General features: G+C 66.4%; 18 protein-coding genes, 2 tRNA genes and 1 pseudogene. 10 read left to right on the top strand and 11 right to left on the bottom strand.

Annotated features, from left to right (window positions below):
• Positions 1–87 precede the first annotated feature (87 nt).
• Together ACFXHE_RS38465 and trxA are read left to right on the top strand one after the other, a co-directional pair.
• A complete protein-coding gene (locus ACFXHE_RS38465; protein WP_379389776.1) occupies positions 88–603 on the top strand; it encodes a 2'-5' RNA ligase family protein in 516 nt (171 codons plus the stop codon).
• A gap of 81 nt (positions 604–684) precedes the next feature.
• Complete coding sequence (trxA, locus tag ACFXHE_RS38470) at positions 685–1,050, top strand: thioredoxin (protein ID WP_120739276.1); 366 nt, start codon at positions 685–687, stop codon at positions 1,048–1,050.
• Between the two features lie 145 nt (positions 1,051–1,195).
• On the opposite strand, the gene ACFXHE_RS38475 is transcribed toward trxA, so the two are convergent.
• The 3 genes from ACFXHE_RS38475 to polA form a co-directional block, all read right to left on the bottom strand.
• Positions 1,196–1,627 (bottom strand): 2-keto-3-deoxygluconate kinase, encoded by a 432-nt coding sequence (locus tag ACFXHE_RS38475; protein ID WP_379389778.1) that lies wholly within the window; start codon positions 1,625–1,627, stop codon positions 1,196–1,198.
• Between the two features lie 91 nt (positions 1,628–1,718).
• Positions 1,719–1,862 (bottom strand): hypothetical protein, encoded by a 144-nt coding sequence (locus ACFXHE_RS38480; protein WP_354846095.1) that lies wholly within the window; start codon positions 1,860–1,862, stop codon positions 1,719–1,721.
• Between the two features lie 304 nt (positions 1,863–2,166).
• Positions 2,167–4,923, bottom strand: a complete 2,757-nt coding sequence (gene polA, locus ACFXHE_RS38485) for a DNA polymerase I (protein WP_379389780.1) — start codon at positions 4,921–4,923, stop codon at positions 2,167–2,169.
• 122 nt (positions 4,924–5,045) lie between these two features.
• Between polA and ACFXHE_RS38490 the strand changes: the two genes are divergently transcribed.
• Positions 5,046–5,118, top strand: a tRNA-Trp gene (locus ACFXHE_RS38490).
• Positions 5,119–5,180: 62 nt separating this feature from the next.
• Here the strand turns inward: ACFXHE_RS38490 and ACFXHE_RS38495 are convergent.
• The 6 genes and pseudogenes from ACFXHE_RS38495 to ACFXHE_RS38520 form a co-directional block, all read right to left on the bottom strand.
• A complete protein-coding gene (locus tag ACFXHE_RS38495; RefSeq protein ID WP_379389884.1) occupies positions 5,181–5,876 on the bottom strand; it encodes an ABC transporter ATP-binding protein in 696 nt (231 codons plus the stop codon).
• Positions 5,877–5,987: 111 nt separating this feature from the next.
• Positions 5,988–6,989: pseudogene (locus tag ACFXHE_RS38500) on the bottom strand (ABC transporter ATP-binding protein); the annotation flags it as partial.
• Positions 6,986–8,218, bottom strand: a complete 1,233-nt coding sequence (locus ACFXHE_RS38505) for a branched-chain amino acid ABC transporter permease (RefSeq protein WP_379389782.1) — start codon at positions 8,216–8,218, stop codon at positions 6,986–6,988. The gene ACFXHE_RS38505 and the pseudogene ACFXHE_RS38500, both read right to left, overlap by 4 nt.
• Positions 8,215–9,255 (bottom strand): branched-chain amino acid ABC transporter permease, encoded by a 1,041-nt coding sequence (locus ACFXHE_RS38510; protein WP_354846087.1) that lies wholly within the window; start codon positions 9,253–9,255, stop codon positions 8,215–8,217. Before ACFXHE_RS38510 ends, ACFXHE_RS38505 begins: the two co-directional genes overlap by 4 nt.
• 75 nt (positions 9,256–9,330) lie before the next feature.
• Positions 9,331–10,542 (bottom strand): branched-chain amino acid ABC transporter substrate-binding protein, encoded by a 1,212-nt coding sequence (locus ACFXHE_RS38515; RefSeq protein WP_379389886.1) that lies wholly within the window; start codon positions 10,540–10,542, stop codon positions 9,331–9,333.
• 246 nt (positions 10,543–10,788) lie between these two features.
• Positions 10,789–11,412 (bottom strand): ANTAR domain-containing response regulator, encoded by a 624-nt coding sequence (locus tag ACFXHE_RS38520; protein WP_213560578.1) that lies wholly within the window; start codon positions 11,410–11,412, stop codon positions 10,789–10,791.
• Between the two features lie 222 nt (positions 11,413–11,634).
• Here ACFXHE_RS38520 and ACFXHE_RS38525 point away from each other — a divergent pair.
• Positions 11,635–11,721 (top strand) — tRNA-Leu (locus ACFXHE_RS38525).
• 227 nt (positions 11,722–11,948) lie between these two features.
• Here ACFXHE_RS38525 and ACFXHE_RS38530 read toward each other — a convergent pair.
• Positions 11,949–12,359 (bottom strand): winged helix-turn-helix transcriptional regulator, encoded by a 411-nt coding sequence (locus ACFXHE_RS38530; RefSeq protein WP_379389784.1) that lies wholly within the window; start codon positions 12,357–12,359, stop codon positions 11,949–11,951.
• A gap of 106 nt (positions 12,360–12,465) precedes the next feature.
• Here ACFXHE_RS38530 and ACFXHE_RS38535 point away from each other — a divergent pair, with 106 nt between their 5' ends.
• The 6 genes from ACFXHE_RS38535 to ACFXHE_RS38560 all read left to right on the top strand — a co-directional run bounded on the left by ACFXHE_RS38535 (position 12,466) and on the right by ACFXHE_RS38560 (position 17,250).
• A complete protein-coding gene (locus tag ACFXHE_RS38535) occupies positions 12,466–12,954 on the top strand; it encodes an SRPBCC family protein (RefSeq protein ID WP_379389786.1) in 489 nt (162 codons plus the stop codon).
• 545 nt (positions 12,955–13,499) lie between these two features.
• A complete protein-coding gene (locus ACFXHE_RS38540; RefSeq protein ID WP_379389788.1) occupies positions 13,500–14,510 on the top strand; it encodes a glycosyltransferase in 1,011 nt (336 codons plus the stop codon).
• Between the two features lie 279 nt (positions 14,511–14,789).
• Positions 14,790–15,119 carry a hypothetical protein gene (locus ACFXHE_RS38545; RefSeq protein ID WP_379389790.1) on the top strand — a complete coding sequence of 110 codons (330 nt, stop codon included), beginning with the start codon at positions 14,790–14,792 and terminating at the stop codon, positions 15,117–15,119.
• 147 nt (positions 15,120–15,266) lie between these two features.
• Entirely contained in the window at positions 15,267–15,944 is a 678-nt protein-coding gene (locus ACFXHE_RS38550; protein WP_379389792.1) for a monooxygenase family protein, read from the top strand.
• 60 nt (positions 15,945–16,004) lie between these two features.
• Positions 16,005–16,694, top strand: coding sequence for a low molecular weight phosphatase family protein (locus ACFXHE_RS38555; RefSeq protein WP_379389794.1), 690 nt, complete (start codon positions 16,005–16,007; stop codon positions 16,692–16,694).
• A 193-nt stretch (positions 16,695–16,887) separates the two neighbouring features.
• Entirely contained in the window at positions 16,888–17,250 is a 363-nt protein-coding gene (locus ACFXHE_RS38560) for a hypothetical protein (protein ID WP_357002989.1), read from the top strand.
• 142 nt (positions 17,251–17,392) lie between these two features.
• Here ACFXHE_RS38560 and ACFXHE_RS38565 read toward each other — a convergent pair whose 3' ends face one another.
• Positions 17,393–18,256: an acyl-CoA thioesterase gene (locus ACFXHE_RS38565; protein ID WP_379389888.1), complete on the bottom strand. Its 864-nt coding sequence runs from the start codon at positions 18,254–18,256 to the stop codon at positions 17,393–17,395.
• Positions 18,257–18,270 lie beyond the last annotated feature (14 nt).

Genomic DNA, 18,270 nt, shown 5'->3' on the forward strand with positions numbered 1-18,270 from the left:
GAGCCATCCTCGCGCAACCCCCGCGGCGGCGACGCTCCGGCACACGGCCGCGCATGTTTCGAGATCTCGGCGTAGGTTCGGGACACCATGGTGCAATCGGTGGAACTGGTGCTCGACGTCACGGCCGAGGCCGAGGTGCGGCGGCAGTGGGCGCTGCTGCGCGAAATCGGATTGCACGCGCCCGGGCCCGAGCACCGGCCGCACATCACCCTCGCGGTCGCCTCCGAAATCTGGCCGCGACTCGATAAAGTCTTGGCGCGCCAGGAGTTTCGGCCCTTTCCGATCCGGCTGGGCGGACTGCTGGTGTTCGGCGCACGCACGCCCATTCTGGTCCGGGCCGTGGTGCCCTCCGCACCACTGATCGCCCTGCAGCACAGGCTGTTCCGCGTCATCGAGGAGTGCCCGGGCATTCCCGCCAACGTGCGCCCGGACATCTGGACGCCGCACGTCACGCTCGCGCGGCGGCTGCGGCCGGGACAACTCGAGGCGGCGGTCGACGCGGTGGCCTGGGACAAGGACTTCCGGGCTACCGTAGAGGGCATCCGGCGATGGGACGGTGACCAGCGTGACGAGTGGCCCATTTCCGGAACCGAACGACTCTGAACGACCGATCGGCCGATCACCCAGGGAAGATAACCAGTGGGCCCCGTGTTGGACCGGGGGACATCGATACGAGAGGAAACCATGGCCACCCAGACCCTGACCGAGCAGAACTTCGACGAGGTAGTCACCGGCAACGACGTCGTTCTCGTCGACTTCTGGGCATCGTGGTGCGGCCCGTGCCGCAGCTTCGCCCCGACCTTCGAGAAGTCGTCGGAGACGCACCCCGACGTGGTGCACGGCAAGGTGGACACCGAAGACCAGCAGGGCCTGGCCGCCGCCGCCAATATCCGCTCGATCCCGACCATCATGGCCTTCCGCGAGGGCGTGCTCGTCTTCGCCCAGCCCGGCGCGCTGCCCCCGGCCGCCCTCGAGGACCTCGTCACCCAGGTGAAGGCCCTCGACATGGACGAGGTCCGCAAGCAGATCGCCGAGCAAGAGTCGAAGTAGGCCGCGCACCCCGCGAACTCAGCGCCGCAACCCCGGAAGGAGTTGCGGCGCTTGGCTTTTCAGCCGACACCTCACGGCTTTTCGGTCGGCATCTCACGCAACCCGGCCCCGCTGCCTCAGCAGCGGGGCCGGGTTCCTGCTTCGCTCAGAAGTGCGAACCGAGCCGGTTGATGCCGGCGATCATGGCGCGGATGGTGGATTCGGCCGGATCGTCGGCGAGGGCGGCGCCCCAGCCGCGACGGCCGTTGAACTCGCACTGGATGAAGGTGGCCATGCCGTCCGCGGTGCGGCGCTGGTGGAACGCGAGGATCTCCACCGGGTAGCCCTCGTCGTAGAGGGCCGAGGTCAGCGCCGCCACCGGGCTGCCCGTCGCCACGACGGTGCGCAGGTGATCGGCGATCTCCAGGGTGGCGGTGCCGGCGCGGTGACCGATCGGGGTCCAGTCGCTGAGCTTGACCGGGCCCGTCGGGGCGCAGTACCGGTCGTGGAACTCGGCGGGGGTCAGGCCGATGCACTCGGTCCGCAGACTCGCGGGGGCAGCGGCGATGAACGTGGCGGTATCAATGGTGATGGTCATTGAACTAGGTCTTCCCGACTTCTTCCGAAGAAAGTGACAGAGGGGACCAGCAAGAAAAGTTCATTCGGCCGCAGCGAGGGGCCGGTCCGATTCAGACCCCGCTACGGCGGAGAACTACGAGTACGCGCGCGCCAGCCACACTCGCGGTGAGCGAAATGAGCGCGGCGCGGTCGCGGTCGGCGACTTCGAGCGCTGCGCTGCGGCTGTAGGCGGGATTCGGCACGAGGTCGAGCATAGGGGGGCATCCTCGCAATGGCAACCATATTCGCAATCGACCCACGAGTAACTTCACCGCAGGTCACCGGATATGCGACGGGCGCCACACGGGCCCGCGAAAGAGTGCGAGCAAACGCCATAGGGCCCGCAGACATCCGATAGGTGAACATGCCCAGCTCACGGCAATTCCGACAAGGCGTACACGCGGTGGCGCGCACGGAAATCGCAGTGCCGGATCGGACCCACGAATGAGAACTGCCCGCACCGAAGTCCGGTGCGGGCAGTCCGCGTGTCGCGCAACTCGCAGGTGCGTGTCGAGTTCTCTAGTGCGCGGCCGAATCCCAGCTGCGGCCCACGCCCACCGAGACCTCGAGCGGCACCGAGAGTTCGATGGCATTGGACATGTGCTCGCGCGCAAGCGATTCCAGTTGCTCGCGCTCGCCGGGAGCGACCTCGAAGACGAGTTCGTCGTGAATCTGCAAGAGCATCCGGGACTTCAGCCCGGCCGCCCGGATCGCCTGCTGGGTGTCGATCATGGCGACCTTGATGATGTCGGCGGCCGTGCCCTGGATGGGGGCGTTGAGGGCCATCCGCTCGGCGGCCTCGCGGCGCTGCCGGTTGCTGGAATCCAGATCCGGCAGATAGCGGCGGCGGCCGAAGAGGGTCTCGGTGTAGCCGATCTTGCGGGCCTGCTCGACGGCGTCGCGCAGATAGTCGCGGATGGCGCCGAAACGGTTGAAGTAGATGTCCATCTGGACCTTGGCCTCGTCGGCGCTGATCTTCAACTGCTGGGACAGGCCGTAGGCGGACAGGCCGTAGGCCAGGCCGTACGACATGGCCTTGATGCGGCGGCGCAGTTCCGGATCCACCTCGGAGATGGGGATGTCGAAGGCCTTGGAGGCGACGAAGTTGTGCAGGTCCTCGCCGGAGTTGAAGGCCTCGATCAGGCCCTCGTCCTTGGAGAGATGGGCCATGATTCGCATTTCGATCTGGCTGTAGTCGGCGGTCATCAGCGACTCGAAGGCGGTGACACCGTCGGAGCGCCCGGTGCCCACCACGAAGGTGTCGCGGATGCGGCGGCCCGTATCGGTGCGGATCGGGATGTTCTGCAGGTTGGGCTCGGTCGAGGAGAGCCGGCCCGTCGCCGCGACCGTCTGATTGAAGGTGGTGTGGATGCGCCCGTCGTCGGCGACCGATTTGAGCAGGCCGTCCACGGTCACCTTCAGCCGGGTGGCGTCGCGGTGCTCGAGCAGGTGCTGCAGGAACGGGTGCTGGGTCTTCTCGTAGAGACCCTCGAGCGCGTCGGCGTCGGTGGTGTAGCCGGTCTTGGTGCGCTTGGTCTTCGGCATGTCGAGCTCGTCGAACAGCACCACCTGCAGCTGCTTGGGCGAGCCCAGGTTGATCTGCCTGCCGATTTCACCGTAGGCGGCGTTCGCGGCGTCGGCGACGCGGTCGGCGAAGTCTCGCTGCAGCTCTTCCAGCTGGGCCGTGTCGACGGCGATGCCCGCGGCCTCCAGATCGGCCAGCACGCTCAGCAGCGGGAGTTCCATATCGCGCAGCAGGGCGGTGGACTCGATGCGCTCGAGTTCGGTGTCGAAGGCGTCGGCGAGGTCGGAAACCGCACGGGCGCGCAGCATCTGGGCATTGGCGACCTCGGCGTCGACCTGCTCCTCGTCGTCGAGCAGCGACAGCTGGCTCTCGCCGACATTGTCGACGCGCAACTCCCGGCTCAGGTAGCGCAGCGACAGGTCCTCCAGGTTGAAGGTGCGCTGGCCGGGCAGGATCAGGTAGGCGGCCAGCGCGGTGTCGCTGGTGAGCCCGCCCAGCTGCCAGCCGCGGCCGCGCAGCGCGTGCATGGCGGTCTTGGCCTCGTGCAACGCCTTCGGGATCTCGGCGTCGGCGAGCCAGGCGCCCAGCGCCTTCTCGTCCTCCGGGGTGAGCGTGTGCACGTCGATGTAGGCGCCCTCGCCGTCGGCGGCGGCCAGCGCGATGGCCTGGGTGTCGCCGTTGATCGGCGAACCGATGCCGACCACGGAAACACCGTGCCGCACACCGGTTCCGGCGTGCTCGGCCAGCCAGTCCGCGACCGTACCGGCCGCGAGGGCGCTGCCGCTGATCTCGAAACCCGCCTCGGCCTCGGGTTCCACCGGGGCCAGGGTGTCGAAGAGGCGATCGCGCAGGACGCGGAACTCCAGCTCGTCGAACAGACGGTGGATCTTCTCCCGGTCCCACGGCTGCACGGCCAGCTGCTCCGGGGTGTAGGGCAGCGGCACGTCCTTCACCATCTCGGTGAGCTGACGGTTGAGCACGACGCTGGACAGGTTGGCGCGCAACGCGTCTCCGACCTTGCCCTTGACCTTGTCCACCTGGTCGACCAGCGTGGCCAGATCACCGTATTCGCGCACCCACTTGGCGGCGGTCTTCTCCCCCACGCCCGGGATGCCGGGCAGGTTGTCGCTCGGGTCGCCGCGCAGCGCCGCGAAGTCCGGATACTGCTGCGGGGTGAGCCCGTACTTCTCCTCCACCGCCGCCGGGGTGAACCGGGTCAGCTCGGAGACGCCCTTCTTCGGGTAGAGGACGGTGACGTTGTCATTGACCAGCTGCAGCGAATCGCGGTCACCGGTCACGATGAGCACCCGGAAACCCTCGGGCACGGCCTGCGTGGTGAGGGTGGCGATCAGATCGTCCGCCTCGTATCCCTCGATGGCCATCACCGGAATCCCCAGTGCCCCCAGCACTTCCTGGGTGGTCTCCACCTGGCCCCGGAACTCGTCGGGCGTGCTGATCCGGTTCGCCTTGTACTCGGGGAACGCCTCGGTCCGGAAGGTCTTCCGGCTCACGTCGAACGCCGCCGCCACATGCGTGGGCTTCTCGTCCCGCAGCAGATTGATCAGCATCGCCGTGAACCCGTACACGGCATTGGTGGTCTGCCCGCTCTGCGTCTTGAAGTTCTCCGCCGGCAGCGCGTAGAACGCGCGATAGGCCAGCGAATGCCCATCCAGCAGCAGCAGGGTCGGCTGCTCCCCGGACGCAGATGCGGGCACAACACCAGGACGCTGATCAGTAGAGGCAGGGGTCACCCGACAGAGTCTAGGTATCCCCTCCGACATCCGTGGGCAGCGGGCATACTCGGCCCGTCGCCGCAGGTCAGCAAAACCGATTTCATCGCGGCCGGGCTACCTGGTAGCGTATGCCCTCGCCAAGGGGTGTAGCTCAATTGGCAGAGCAGCCGTCTCCAAAGCGGCAGGTTGCAGGTTCGATTCCTGTCGCCCCTGCAGAAGGCTTCGGGCCGGTCACCGGAAGGTGACCGGCCCGAATGCTTTTCGGGGCCCGGGCGTCAGCCGACGCCGAGGTAGGCGGACTTGACGGCGGGGTCGTGCAGGAGCGCCCGGCCGCCGCCGGTTTTGGTGACCTCGCCGGTTTCCAGGATGTAGGCGCGGTCGCTGCGGGTCAGCGCCTGCTGGGCGTTCTGCTCGACCAGCAGGACCGTGGTGCCCTGGGTGTTGATGTCGGCGATGATGCGGAAGATCTGCTGGATCACCATGGGGGCCAAGCCCATTGACGGCTCGTCCAGCAGCAGCAGCTGGGGGCGGGCCATGAGGGCGCGGCCGATGGCCAGCATCTGCTGCTCGCCGCCGGAGAGGGTGCCGCCCACCTGGCGTCGGCGTTCGAGCAGTCGCGGGAACAGCTCGTAGACCCAGTCCAGGGTGTGGGTGTAGTCGGCCTTGGCCTTGAACGGTCGTGCGTGGCAACCCATGTCGAGGTTTTCCTGGACCGTCATGCCGGGGAAGACGCCGCGGCCCTCGGGGGCCTGGATCAGACCGGCCACGACGCGTTCGTGGGCCTTCATGCGGGTGATGTCGCGGCCCTGGAACATGATGCGGCCGCGGGAGAGCGGCAGCAGGCCGGACAGGGCACGCATGGTGGTGGTCTTGCCCGCGCCATTGGCGCCCAGCAGGGTCACCAGCTCGCCCTGGCCGACCGACAGCGAGATGCCGTGCAGGGCTTGGATTCTGCCGTAGTTGACCACCATGTCCTCGACCGTCAGCAGGGGCTGATCGGACGGGGTTTCCGGTACGTCCGGCACCGGGATGGGCTTGCTCAGGTCCGGAATCGGTTGTGCGCCAGGCTTGCCCGGGTCCACCTCCGCGCGGGCGTCCGGCGCGGCCGAGGTCTGCTCGGCGCCACTGTCCGCGGCCTCCGCCTCGTCGGGCACGCCCAGATACGCATTGATCACCGCCGGGTCCTGGCGGATCTGGTCCGGCAGCCCGTCGGCGATCTTGCGGCCGAACTCGAGCACCACGATACGGTCGGTCACGCCCATGACCAGCCGCATGTCGTGCTCGATGAGCAGCACGGTGTAGCCGTCGTCGCGGATCTTGCGGATCAGATCCATGAGCGCCGACTTCTCGCTCGGGTTGAAGCCGGCGGCCGGCTCGTCCAGGCACAGCAGTTTCGGTTCCGTCGCCAGCGCGCGGGCGATCTCCAGGCGGCGCTGATCGCCGTAGGACAGATTGCGCGCCTTCTCCACCGCGTGTGCGGCGATGCCGACGAATTCCAGGAGCGCCATGCCTCTTTCGAGCGAGTCGCGCTCCTCGCTCCGGTGCCGGGCGGTGCGGAAGATGGCGCCCGGGACCGAGGTCCGGTGCCGGGCGTCCGCGCCCACCACCACGTTCTCCAGCGCGGTCATCTCGCCGAAGAGCCGGATGTTCTGGAAGGTGCGCGCGATACCCAGGCGGGTGATCTCGTTGCGCTTGGTCTTGGTGAGCGGCTTGCCGTCGAAGTAGACGGTGCCGCCCGACGGCCGGTACACGCCGGAGATGGCGTTGAAGCAGGTCGTCTTGCCCGCGCCATTGGGTCCGATGAGCCCGAGGATCTCGCCGCGCCGGATCTCGAAGCTCACGGCGTCCAGCGCGGTGAGCCCACCGAACTTCACCGTCAGCCCGTCGGTGCGCAGCAGCGGCGCGCCGATCGCGGTCTCGATCTCCCGGTGCGGCGCAACGACTTCCGCGACCACATCGTGGTCCTTGTAGACCGGCAGCACCTCGGTCACGTCCAGCGTGCCCGCGCTGGGTTCGACGTCCGGCGCCGCGTACCCGGCCGCCATGTCCTCGTTGTCGAAGAGCGCGTCGCCCGGCCCCGTCATTGCCCCGCTCCCGTCGCCTGCGCGGCCGCCACCGGCCGTCGCACCGCCCGATACACCTGCCGCCCGTAGGCGAGCAGTTTCTGCCGAGCCGGGAACAGACCCTGCGGCCGGAAGATCATCACCACCACCAGCGTGAGTCCGAAGAACAGATACTTGTAGTCGCCCAGCGACTGCCCGCCCACATTCACCGACATGAATCGGTTGGGCAGGTACACGATCAGGAACGCGCCGACGATCACGCCGAGCTTGTTGCCCTGGCCGCCCAGCACCACCGCGCACAGGAACAGCATCGAGTTGATGACATTGAATCCGGCCGGGTTGATGAACTGCACCTGGCCCGCATACAGCGCGCCGGACAGGCCGCCGATGGCCGCGCCGATGGTGAAGGCCCACAGTTTGAACTTGAAGGTGGGCACGCCCATGATCTCGGCGGCGTCCTCGTCCTCGCGGATGGCGACCCAGGCGCGGCCGACACGGCTGCGCTCGAGATTGCCGACCAGCATCAGCACGCCGACCACCAGCACGATGCCGAGCCAGTACCACCAGGTGCCGGAGTTGGCCCGGTCCAACGGATTCCAGCTGCTCGTGTCGCCCAGGTTGCCGGAGGAGAAGTAACCGCCGGGGTGAGTGTCCGACTCACCGAGCTTCGGATACTGGATCCGCGACAGCCCGAGGCTGCCATTGGTGATCTCGGGCAGATTGTCGGCCAGCAGCCGCACGATCTCACCGAAGCCGAGGGTCACGATGGCGAGGTAGTCGCCACGCAGGCGCAGGGTGGGCGTACCCAGGATGAGGCCGGAGATGGCCGTCAGCAGGATCGCGATCGGCACACACGCCAGCCACGCCCACTTGGGGTCGAGGAAGCCGCCGTTGGTCTGATTCCACGGGCTGTTCGGGCTGGTGAGCAGACCCACCGAATACGCGCCGACGGCGTAGAAGCCGACATATCCCAGGTCGAGCAGACCCGCCTGCCCCACAACCACATTCAGGCCGATGGCGATGAGGGCGTACATGGCGAACTGCGCCATCACCCCGCCGAAACTGGTGCCGGGGGTGTCCAGCAGCGGCAGCTTGAACAGCGGCAGCACGGCCAGCACGATGACCGCCGGTACGCCGAACGCCCACTGCGCGGGACGGGACAGCCCGCCCCACCAGTTGCGGAGGGCGTCGCCGACGCCCCGTCCGGCGGGCGAATGCTGTGGCACGGGGGCCGGTTTCGTCGTCGTCATGCCCGTGCCCTCCCCAGGCTCTCGCCCAGAATGCCGGTCGGGCGAATCATCAGCACGCCGACCAGCACCACGAAGGCCACCACGTCACGCCACTGCGTGCCGAACAAAATCTGCCCGTAATCCTCGGCCAGACCCAGCAGCAGGCCGCCGAGCAGCGCGCCGCGCAGGTTGCCGATGCCGCCCAGTACCGCGGCGCTGAACGCCTTGATGCCCAGAATGAATCCGCCGTTGTAGATGATGCCGTTGGGGATCTTGAGCGTGTACAGCAGCGCGGCCGCACCCGCGAGCACGCCGCCGATGAGGAAGGTCAGCATGATGACCCGCTCCCGGGAGACGCCCATCAGCGTGGCGGTATCGGGATCCTGCGCCACCGCGCGAATGCTGCGGCCGAATTTCGTTTTATTGATGAGCAATTCGGTGGTGAGCGCCAGCGCGATCGCCGCCAGCACGATCACCAGCGAGATATTGGTGACCGAGGCGCCGAAGATCTGGAACTGCTCGGTGGGCTTCACCAGCACGATCGGCTGCTGCGCATTGGTGCCGCCGAGCTTGTTGCCGGTCAACTTCGGCAGCACGTAGTGCACGAATTCCTGCAGTACGAAGGACATTCCGATCGCGGTGATCAGGAAGATCAGCGGTTTCGCGCCGCGTTTGCGCAGCGGGCGGTACGCGACCCGCTCAAGGCCCACCGCGGCCGCGCCGGAGACCAGCATGCCGAAGACCATGGCGGCGCCGAGATAGATGACGGTCGAGACGACGCCCTGGGAATACACGTCGCCACTGGCGGCGAATCCGAAGACCATCAGCCCGACCAGCTGGCCGAACATGCCCAGCATGAAAACTTCCGAATGGGCGAAATTGATCAGGCGCAACACACCGTAGACCAGTGTGTATCCGACCGCGACCAGGGCGTAGATCGAACCGTAGGTCAAACCTTCGACGGTCAGCCGCCAGAATTGGTCGACTACGCCGGAGACATTGAATTCGATGGAACTGCTCGCGAGGAGGGTTACATCGGCCAGAGCGGGTGCAGACATTCGTTACTTTCGCCGTCCGAGGAAAACAGCGTGCGCCGAAAACGATTCGGCACACGCTGTTCCGAATAGTGAGTGCTACTTGACCTGGTACATCCAGATCAAAGCGTTCGCCAATTCACCGGTGGGGCTCCACTTGTATTCGCGGGCCAGGCCCTGGCCGTCGTAGTTGCGCACGTAATCGACCAGATCGGGGCGGGTGACCTTACCGGCCTCGATGCCCTTGAGCACGATGGTGGTCAGGTCGTAGCCCTCGGTCGAATAGGTGCCCGGGTCATAGTTGTTGAATGCCTTGTAAGCGGTGGTGAACTTGTCCGTCGCCGGACCACACGGGCACGACAGCAGCGCGTCCTTGGAGGCATTGCCCGCCTGCTTGACGAATTCGACGTCCTTGGTGCCGTCGTCGGAGATGAAGGTCGCGGTCACGCCGCCATTGCGCAGCTGGCTGACCAGCGGGGACGCCTCGGCGTAGTAGCCGGCGTAGAAGATGCCGTCCGGCTTGGCCGAGGCCATCTTGGACACCGTCGCGGAGAAGTCCTTGTCCTTCTGCTTCACGTTGGCCGCGCAGCTCGGGTCGGCGATCGAGCCCAGGCCCTCGGTGACGGTCTTGGCCAGGCCGGTGCCGTAGTCCGAGTCGTCGGCGATGACGCAGATCTTCTTGAACTTGCCGGTGCCCTTGAGGTATCCGCCCACGGCCGGACCCTGGATGCCATCGTTACCCAGGCCACGGAAGAAGTTGTTCCATCCGTTGGTGGTGAGGGTGACGTTGGTGGCCGACGGCGTCAGCGACAGCAGATTGGCCTGGTTGAGGATCGCGCCGGTCGCCTTGGTCTCGCCGGAGAACGTCGGGCCGATCAGGGCCACGATCGACGGATCGCTGACGATGGTCGGGATGACCTGGGTGGCCTTCTGCGGGTCGCCCTCGGTGTCGAATTCCTTGACCGTCACCTGGCAGCCCGGGTTGGCCTTGTTGTGCTGGTCCAGCGCCAGTTTCACGCCGCGGATGATGTTCAGGCCGAGGTTGGCGTTGTCACCGGTGAGCGGGCCCGCCATCGCGATCGTCTGGGGTGCGCACTTCCCCTTGCCGTCGCCGGCCGGATCCGCGGCCGCGCTGGTGTCCTTCGCCGGAACTTCCTTGCCCTGGCCATCCACCTGCACGAGAGGCTGAATGGTCAGATTCGAGCCGCCGCCCGAATTATCCGTTGATTTGCTACTGCATCCCGCCGACGCCAGCGCGAGTACGGCCGCCGCTCCGATGACCACCGCTCGCGCCGTGCGACTGCGTCGCAGGGACGACGTGCGCGTCAATGAACCAAGCACGATTCACCTCATGTTCTGTGCTCCCCCGGGGTGACCGAGGAGGGCCGCCCCATCGATCGGCCCGTCCAGAACATAGCCCCGCCACGTTAGCTCCGCATCACATTCGAATCATCCATGTGACATCGCAACAAAAGCAGAAGGCCCTGCTGTTACCGCACTGTTAATTCTTCCAGTGCATTAGCGGCAACAGCAGGGCGACGACGCGGCAAATGCGGCTTACTTCGGCGCGAGGTTCTCCAGCACCACTTCCGCGACCGCCTTCATGGTGGTGCGACGATCCATGGCCGTGCGCTGAATCCACTTGAACGCCTGCGGCTCGGAGAGCCCCTGGGTCTGCATCAGCACACCCTTGGCACGCTCGACCAGCTTGCGGGTCTCGAGCCGGTCGGTCAGATTCGCGACCTCGCTCTCGAGCGCCGCGATCTCGTGGAATCGCGATGCGGCCAATTCGATGGCCGGCACCAGATCCGACTTGGTGAACGGCTTCACCAGGTACGCCATCGCGCCCGCGTCGCGCGCCCGCTCCACCAGATCACGCTGGCTGAAGGCGGTCAGGATGACCACCGGCGCAACGCGTTTCGACGCGATCTCGGCCGCCGCGTCGATGCCGTCCCGACGCGGCATCTTCACGTCCATGATCACCAGATCCGGCCGCAGCTCCTCGGCGAGATCCACGGCCTGCTGACCGTCTCCCGCCTCACCCACCACGTGATAGCCCTCCTCCGAGAGCATCTCCACCAGGTCCATCCGGATGAGCGCCTCGTCCTCGGCAACCACCACCCGCTTGGGGGCGGACGCTGCAGCGTCCTTCTTCGAACCGCCCCCTGCTGTCGTTCCCATAGATGAACCCCTGTCGCTTCCGAATACCGATACCCGATGCCACCTCGCCTTGCGCCACCCTCGCAGGACCAGCACGCATCGAGTCACCCCAAAGAGTACCGTTCACCCGCCCCCACAACCCACGTACCCAGCGCAAACCGACCAGTATCACAACCCGGCAGTCCCCCGACCCCCTCGATTAGTCTCTTCTCCCCTCCACCCGCTATCATTTCTTCCCGGTGCGCCGGGTTGGCGGAACTGGCAGACGCGACGGTCTCAAAAACCGTTGTCCGAAAGGACGTGTGGGTTCGAGTCCCACACTCGGCACCACGGTCGATCCCGACTCCAGGGATCATCATCTTCCGGCACTCCCCCGATCTGACATGCGGCGGAGTGTTCGGTTGCGGCAGGACTTCGATGATCCGAAGATTGTGCGGCGCAATACCTTCTGCCTGATTCACCTTTACCCAGTCGTCGTGTGGAAAAGTGCCCGACACCGGCCCGCCTGCTGTCGCTGATTGCCCGTACCGATGGGAAATGTTGAGAGTCAACCGGATTCAGCCCTCCGGGGCGGCGTCGGCATGTTTCTCGTCGTAACGTTGCCGTGCGGCTGCGACCTGTGGCGAGAATTCGATAATCGCGGACAGCAGTTCACCGAGTGAGTCGACGACCGCCTCGCCTGTCGGGGTAAGGCTGTATTCAACGTGAGATGGAATGGAACGCACCAGCTTCCGATCCACCACGCCGTCACGCTCGAGCACCTTCAAAGTCTGCGACAACCTGCGCTCGCTGACGCCGCCCACGGTGCGCTTGAGCTCGTTGTAGCGGAGCGTGCCGTCCCGCAGCGCGACCAGAATGAGTAGCGACCAGGTGTTGGCAATGGTGTCGAAGGCCTCCCGCACGGTGCCCGCACGCGCGAGCACCTCACCGACCGACACTCGACGTCCCGGCCGCCGTTCGTCACCCATCACTCCCACACTCCTTTCTGCGCAAGCAGCCTACACTTTGCGTGTACCTGCATATCGCATGTACTCTCATTTTGAGAGCGCTATTTCTTCCAAGGAGGTCTACGACATGGGTACCGAGTACGACGACTGGACCGTGGGCGACAGCAACACCGTCACCTTCCACGCCCCCGCCCACGCCGTCTTCGATCTGGTCACACAGGCCCGCTTCTGGCCCGAATGGCACGTCGCCAGCCACGACGTCGGCGGCGTCACCGAACGCCCCTACCGCGTCGACGATGTGATCTACGAACACGGCCGCCTCGAGGACGGCAGCGAACAACATCTCTACTGGCGCGTAGTCGACCAGGAGTACGCCAAGTCCTCCCTGATCGTCGACGACAACGTCGGTGCGGGCCTGCAGTACTCGCTCACCGAGGACGGCGAGGGCACCACCGCGTTCACCCGCCGCACGCTCTACCACCCCGACTCCCCGTTCTCCCCCGCCCAGCGCGCCCTCGTCGCCGAAGCCAGCGCCGAAAGCGTCCAGGGTCTGCACCGTCACATCACCGCTCTCCTGGACAAAGAACACAGCAGCATCCCCGCGGCCTCCGCATAACCGACCACCGCAGGGCGGCTGTTGCCGAAGGTCCCCCGCGAGCGCGCGACCCTCCGAAGGGGCCCCGGACTGGTGAGGTTGCGCATTCCACCATCGCCGGTTGCGGTCGATTCTTCGGACCACTCGGGCGTCCACTCGGCCACGCAGACGACGGACTACACCCCCTGCAGCGAATGTGCCGCCGAATCCGGCTGATGGACAACGAATTCGCCGCGTCGTTCAGCGAGCGAGGCGGACCATCGCGAGTTCGCATTCGATGCAATTGGTGACACTTGTAGTGATCGGCAGAAATCCAACGAAGTTCGCGTGACTGCCGAAGGCCAGTCCCTACATGAGATCACCTGCGGCGTCGGTGCCAGCCTCGCGGCGGTCCAGGACGAAGTGAAGACCACCGAAATCGACTGCGGTACAGGCCGTCTGGCATCGCTACGGAACATGCTTCGGTGACGCACGACCGCATGTTCCGGGGCGGAGGTTGTGAGAAGTAGTGTCCAGCAGGGGTTTCGGGGATGGTCAACCTTGGGTTGACGGGCTAGGGTGACGGGATGCGCCTTGTGTTTGCCAGCCTCGCGACTGTGGGGCATGCGTATCCGCTGGTGCCGCTGGCGGTGGCGGCTCGGGAGGCGGGGTGCGAGGTGCATTTCGCAGTGGGGCCGGGGATGCACGGGGTGATCGGGCGGCATGGGTTGGGGGCGTTTCGGCCGGGGGATTGTTTTTCCGAGATGTATGCAGAGGATATTGCGGGCGATTTGGAGCGGTTGCGGCCGGATCTGGTGATCCATGAGTGGGGAGTGCCGGGGGCGGCGATTGCGGCGCAGCGGGCGGGGATTCCGGCGGTGTGGCATGGGTTCGGGCGGATGTTTCCGGAGGGGATGGGGCTGGAGATGCCGACGCGGATCGCCGGGGTGGAAGGGGTGCCGCATATCGATATTTGCCCGGTCTCGCTGCAGGACAAGGAATTTCTGAAAGAGGAACGGATCGAGTTGCGGCCGGTTCCTTACCCGGAGACGGGGGAACTCGGCGCGTTGCCGGGCATACCGTCGTCTCGGCCACTGATCTACCTGACGCTGGGCACCGTGTTCGGCACACGGGGACTGCTCACGCAGGCCTTGTCCGGGCTCTCTCGGCTCGACGCCCAGGTCATCGTCGCTGCGGGGCGGCTGGATCCGGATGAGCTCGGTGCGCTACCGGGCAATGTCAGTGTTCACGGCTGGGTGCCGCAGTCCCGCCTACTCCCCCACGCCGATCTCGTCGTGCATCACGGGGGCAGCGGTACCACGCTCGGTGCGTTGAATTTCGGAGTGCCGCAACTGGTCCTGCCGCAGGGGGCCGACCAGTTCGCCAACGCGGATGCGCTGCAGGCGGTGGGTGCGGCGATTCAGCTCGGGGCGGGCGAGGTCGACGCGGACACGATCGCCGATCGGGCGGCGCGGTTGCTGCCGCGACGGGGCAATTCTTATCGCGAGGCGGCCGAGGCGGTCGCGGCGGAGATCGCTCGGATGCCCGGGCCGGATGAGGTCGTCGAGCGGCTGCGCGACTACGTCGCGGGCCGATAGGGGGACCGGGCCCGGCTCGGATGGGCAGTACGGGGGATAAATCGGGGCGAACAGTCGGATTTCACTACGGCGGGCCGCCGCGTCGCGCATCATCGGTGTCCGTAGGTCCGAGAGCATGGTGGAGGTTGCATGCGAATCCCGATATCCACGGTGGCGAAAGTGGGGCCGGCCGGGGTCGGCCTGGCAGTGGCGGTTGTGGCGTTGTGCGCTGGCTGCGGGACTGAAACGGGCGGGTCGGCGGTACCAGCCGGGACCGGATCGACGGCGGGAGAGACGACCGTGGCCAAAGCTACGTCTTCGAAAGCATCGAACCAGCCGTCGGACGGGCTGCCGACGGCCTCGAACGGGACCGATCTCGGCGCCTGCTCCAACGGCAATTGCGAGGTCCGGGTCGACGGGCCGACCACGATTCCGGTTCCCGGATTCTCCCGGATCAACAGTGTCCGGATCGGGCAGATCAGCCCGGGCTCGGTCACCGCGTCGACGACGGTGTTCGGATTGCCGGTCTCCGGGTCGACCGGGGTCGGCGGCACCATCTTCCTGAACGGCCTGACCGTGAAGATCGTTGCCGTCCAGGGCAATTCGGCCGTACTGCGGCTGAGCACCTAGCGGGGCGCGCCGGGCCGCACCCACGTTCCGGCCGCGCACCGCACGGCAGACTAGACTTCGGGCAGGACGAGGAAAGAGCGTTTTCGAACCGCGAGCACAGCGGCGCCGTAGTCCCGCACAGATCAGCGAAACGTGCGGAGGTCACGAATGCGGGTGGAGAGAATGACCGCGGACCTGTCCGAATATCCGGATCTGGTCGTGATCCTGCTCGGAATGCGCGTGCGCAAGCCGCGTGGAATCCTGCGGCTGCTGGGCGTCGGCCCCAAGCTGTACCGGTCACATCACGACATGCCGGACGGGCTCCTGTCACACGAGGATGTGGTGTGGTCGCTGTGGCCGCCGCACTGGGGTGCACGGCAGTACTGGCGGGATCTGGAGAGCCTGGAACGGTGGACGCGGTCGGACCCGCACCGGCAGTGGTGGCAGCAATTCCTGCGGGATTCCGGCGGCACCGGATTCTGGCACGAAGCCTATTTCGCCAGGGGTGGAATCGATTCCGTGTACGACGATATGTCCACGGCCACCGGGCTGGTCCGGTTCGCACGAACCGTCCCTGCTCGAGGGCGGTTGTTCTCGACGCGTGGCCGGGTCGGCGAGAGGGTCCAGGCCGCAGATCGGGCCGTGCCCGAAATCGCGCCCGTGATAACGGAATCCGCGTTGTACGACACGGCGGACACCAATAGCTGTTGGGCTATTGATTTGCCGGACGCGAACGGGCATGCTCACATTCCAGGGGCGTTGACCTGTTGCCAAACGGACACTCCGGTAAACGAGAACCAACGTCAGGTGAGCGACATTCGACCGCGCGATGAACATCGCGGTTGATACGTGTGATTCGGTCACGGAACAGTTTCGAAGCGACAACGGCGGGCATAAGTTATCCGCATGCATGTGTTGTTCGTGTGCAGCGGAAATGTTTGCCGATCCGTCATTGCCGAGCGCCTCACCCTGGCGGTGGCCGCTGACCACGGACTACAGGAGCTGTCCGCCGAGAGTGCCGGCGTACGCGCACTGGTCGGATTCCCCGTGGAACCCCTTGCCGCACAGACGATTGTGGGCCTCGGTGGCAATGCCGACAATTTCAAGGCCCGCCGCCTCAAGGCAGAGATGGTGCACCGCGCCGACCTGGTGCTGGCCATGACCGAGAAGATTCGCGACCAGGTGCGCGAACTCGTGCCCGAGGCGCTCCCCCGTACCTTCACGCTGCTCGAGGCGTACCGGATCGCCAAGGTCAGCGGCGCTCGCACCGTGGTCGGACTGCACGCCGCCCGCAACGATCTCGCGTACGTCGGCCGGGAGAACATCTCCGATCCGGTCGGCCTGTCGCCGCAACAGTTTTGCGATGTCGGCGACCGCATCGCCGAGGCGCTGGTGCCACTGCTGCTCGCCCTGCACGCCCATCAGCATCCGCAGGCCACACTGCGCCCGCGCAGCGCCGGGGACGGGCAGCCGCCGCTGCTGGTGATAGACGGCGGCCGGGGCGAGCAGGGCAGGCGAGCCGCGCACCCGCGGCCGACCGAATACTCCGGGCCGGCAGTCGAACCGACCCGGCACGCGGCGGAATCCGCCGGATAGCAGGCAAATCCGACATCCGGGCCCTGGACCGTCGCGTGTCAATGCACCTTGCTGCCTGGTCGGTCCGGTAAGGGATTACACTCTCGCGCGGAACACTTATCCGTTCCGCCGAACGCCACTGCCGGTGGTTCGACACAAGAACAGGACCAAGGACATGCCGAAGCGAATTTCGGATGTTTCGCTCCATGTTTACGTGACACCTCAGACCCTGCACCGCGTCACCGAGACGGTGTGCCGGGTGGTCGATGAATACGTCGCCGATCGAGATATCTTCGCGTGGCGCTTCACCCTGCCGGTGGAGTGCGACGAACCCACCCACACTGTGCTCGAAACCCAGTGGCGGCTGGACAATCCCGGCGTGGAGCCGGGCGCCCGCCGCACCTACGAGATCGCGCTCAGCCTGGTGGGCGAGGCCCGTCAACTAACCAAGGCGGGCATCGCCAAGCTCGAGCAGCGCCTCGTGCTGGAACTGTCCGCCGACGAACCGATCCCCTACATCGTGCACGCCCTGCAGCGCGAGAACTTCGAACTCGAAGAGAACCGCGAGTTGATCTGACTCTCAGAGCTCTCAGGGGCTTCGCCCCCGAACCCCCTCGAGATTTCGGGGGCTCCGCCCCCGGACCCCCGAGACACACGTCGGGCCGCACCCCGCAGGGCACGGCCCGGTCATGTATGCGTCGTCTCCGGGCGATCGCGTGTCAGCGGCGCGCTGGGAAGTGGCGGATCACGCCTTCCTGCACGGTCGTCGCGAGCAGGTCGCCGTTCCGGGCGTAGAAGTGGCCGCGGGCCAGGCCGCGGGAACCCGCCGCCACCGGGGACTCGGTCGCGTAGAGCGACCAGTCGTCGAAGCGGAAGGGCCGGTGGAACCAGATGGAGTGGTTCACCGTGGCCGCGATGATGCGGTCCCACCCCCAGGACAGCCCGTGCGTGGTGATGATGGAGTCCAGCACCGTGGTGTCGGACGAATATGCCAGCGCCGCAACGTGAATCAGCGGGTCGTCGGGCAGCTGCCCGTCGGTGCGCATCCAGACCCGGTTGTGGCCGAGGCTCTCGCCCTTGCCCTTGAGGATCCAGGCCGGGTCGTTGGTGTAGCGCATCTCGATGGGATGCGGTGCGTCGACGAACATCTGGAGCTTGTCCTCCAGACCCGCGAACGATTCCTCCACGCGCGGAAGGTCGTCCGGCCCCGGGACGTCGGGCAGGGGCGCGCCGTGCTCGAGCCCCTTGCCCCAGTCCTGGAAGGCGGCGAGCATGACGAACAGCTCCTGCCCGCCCTGGTACGCCGTGACCGTGCGGTTGGCGATGGAGCGGCCGTCCCGATGCCGGTCGACGTGGTATTCGATCGGCTGCTTCGGGTCACCGCCACGGACGAAGTGCGCGTTGACCGCGTGGATCGGACGCTCCGGACCCACCGTCCGTCCCGCGGCGATGATCGCCTGCGAGACCAGCTGGCCGCCGAACGTGCGGCTCCACACCTTCTCGGGATGGTGTCCGAGGAAGATATCGGGGCCGTTCTCCTCCAGATCGAGCAGGCGCAGCAGCTCCCGCAGATCGTCGGACAGACCGGTCCCCTCGG

This window comes from Nocardia sp. NPDC059229, from assembly GCF_042754165.1.
Classification (GTDB): Bacteria; Actinomycetota; Actinomycetes; order Mycobacteriales; family Mycobacteriaceae; genus Nocardia.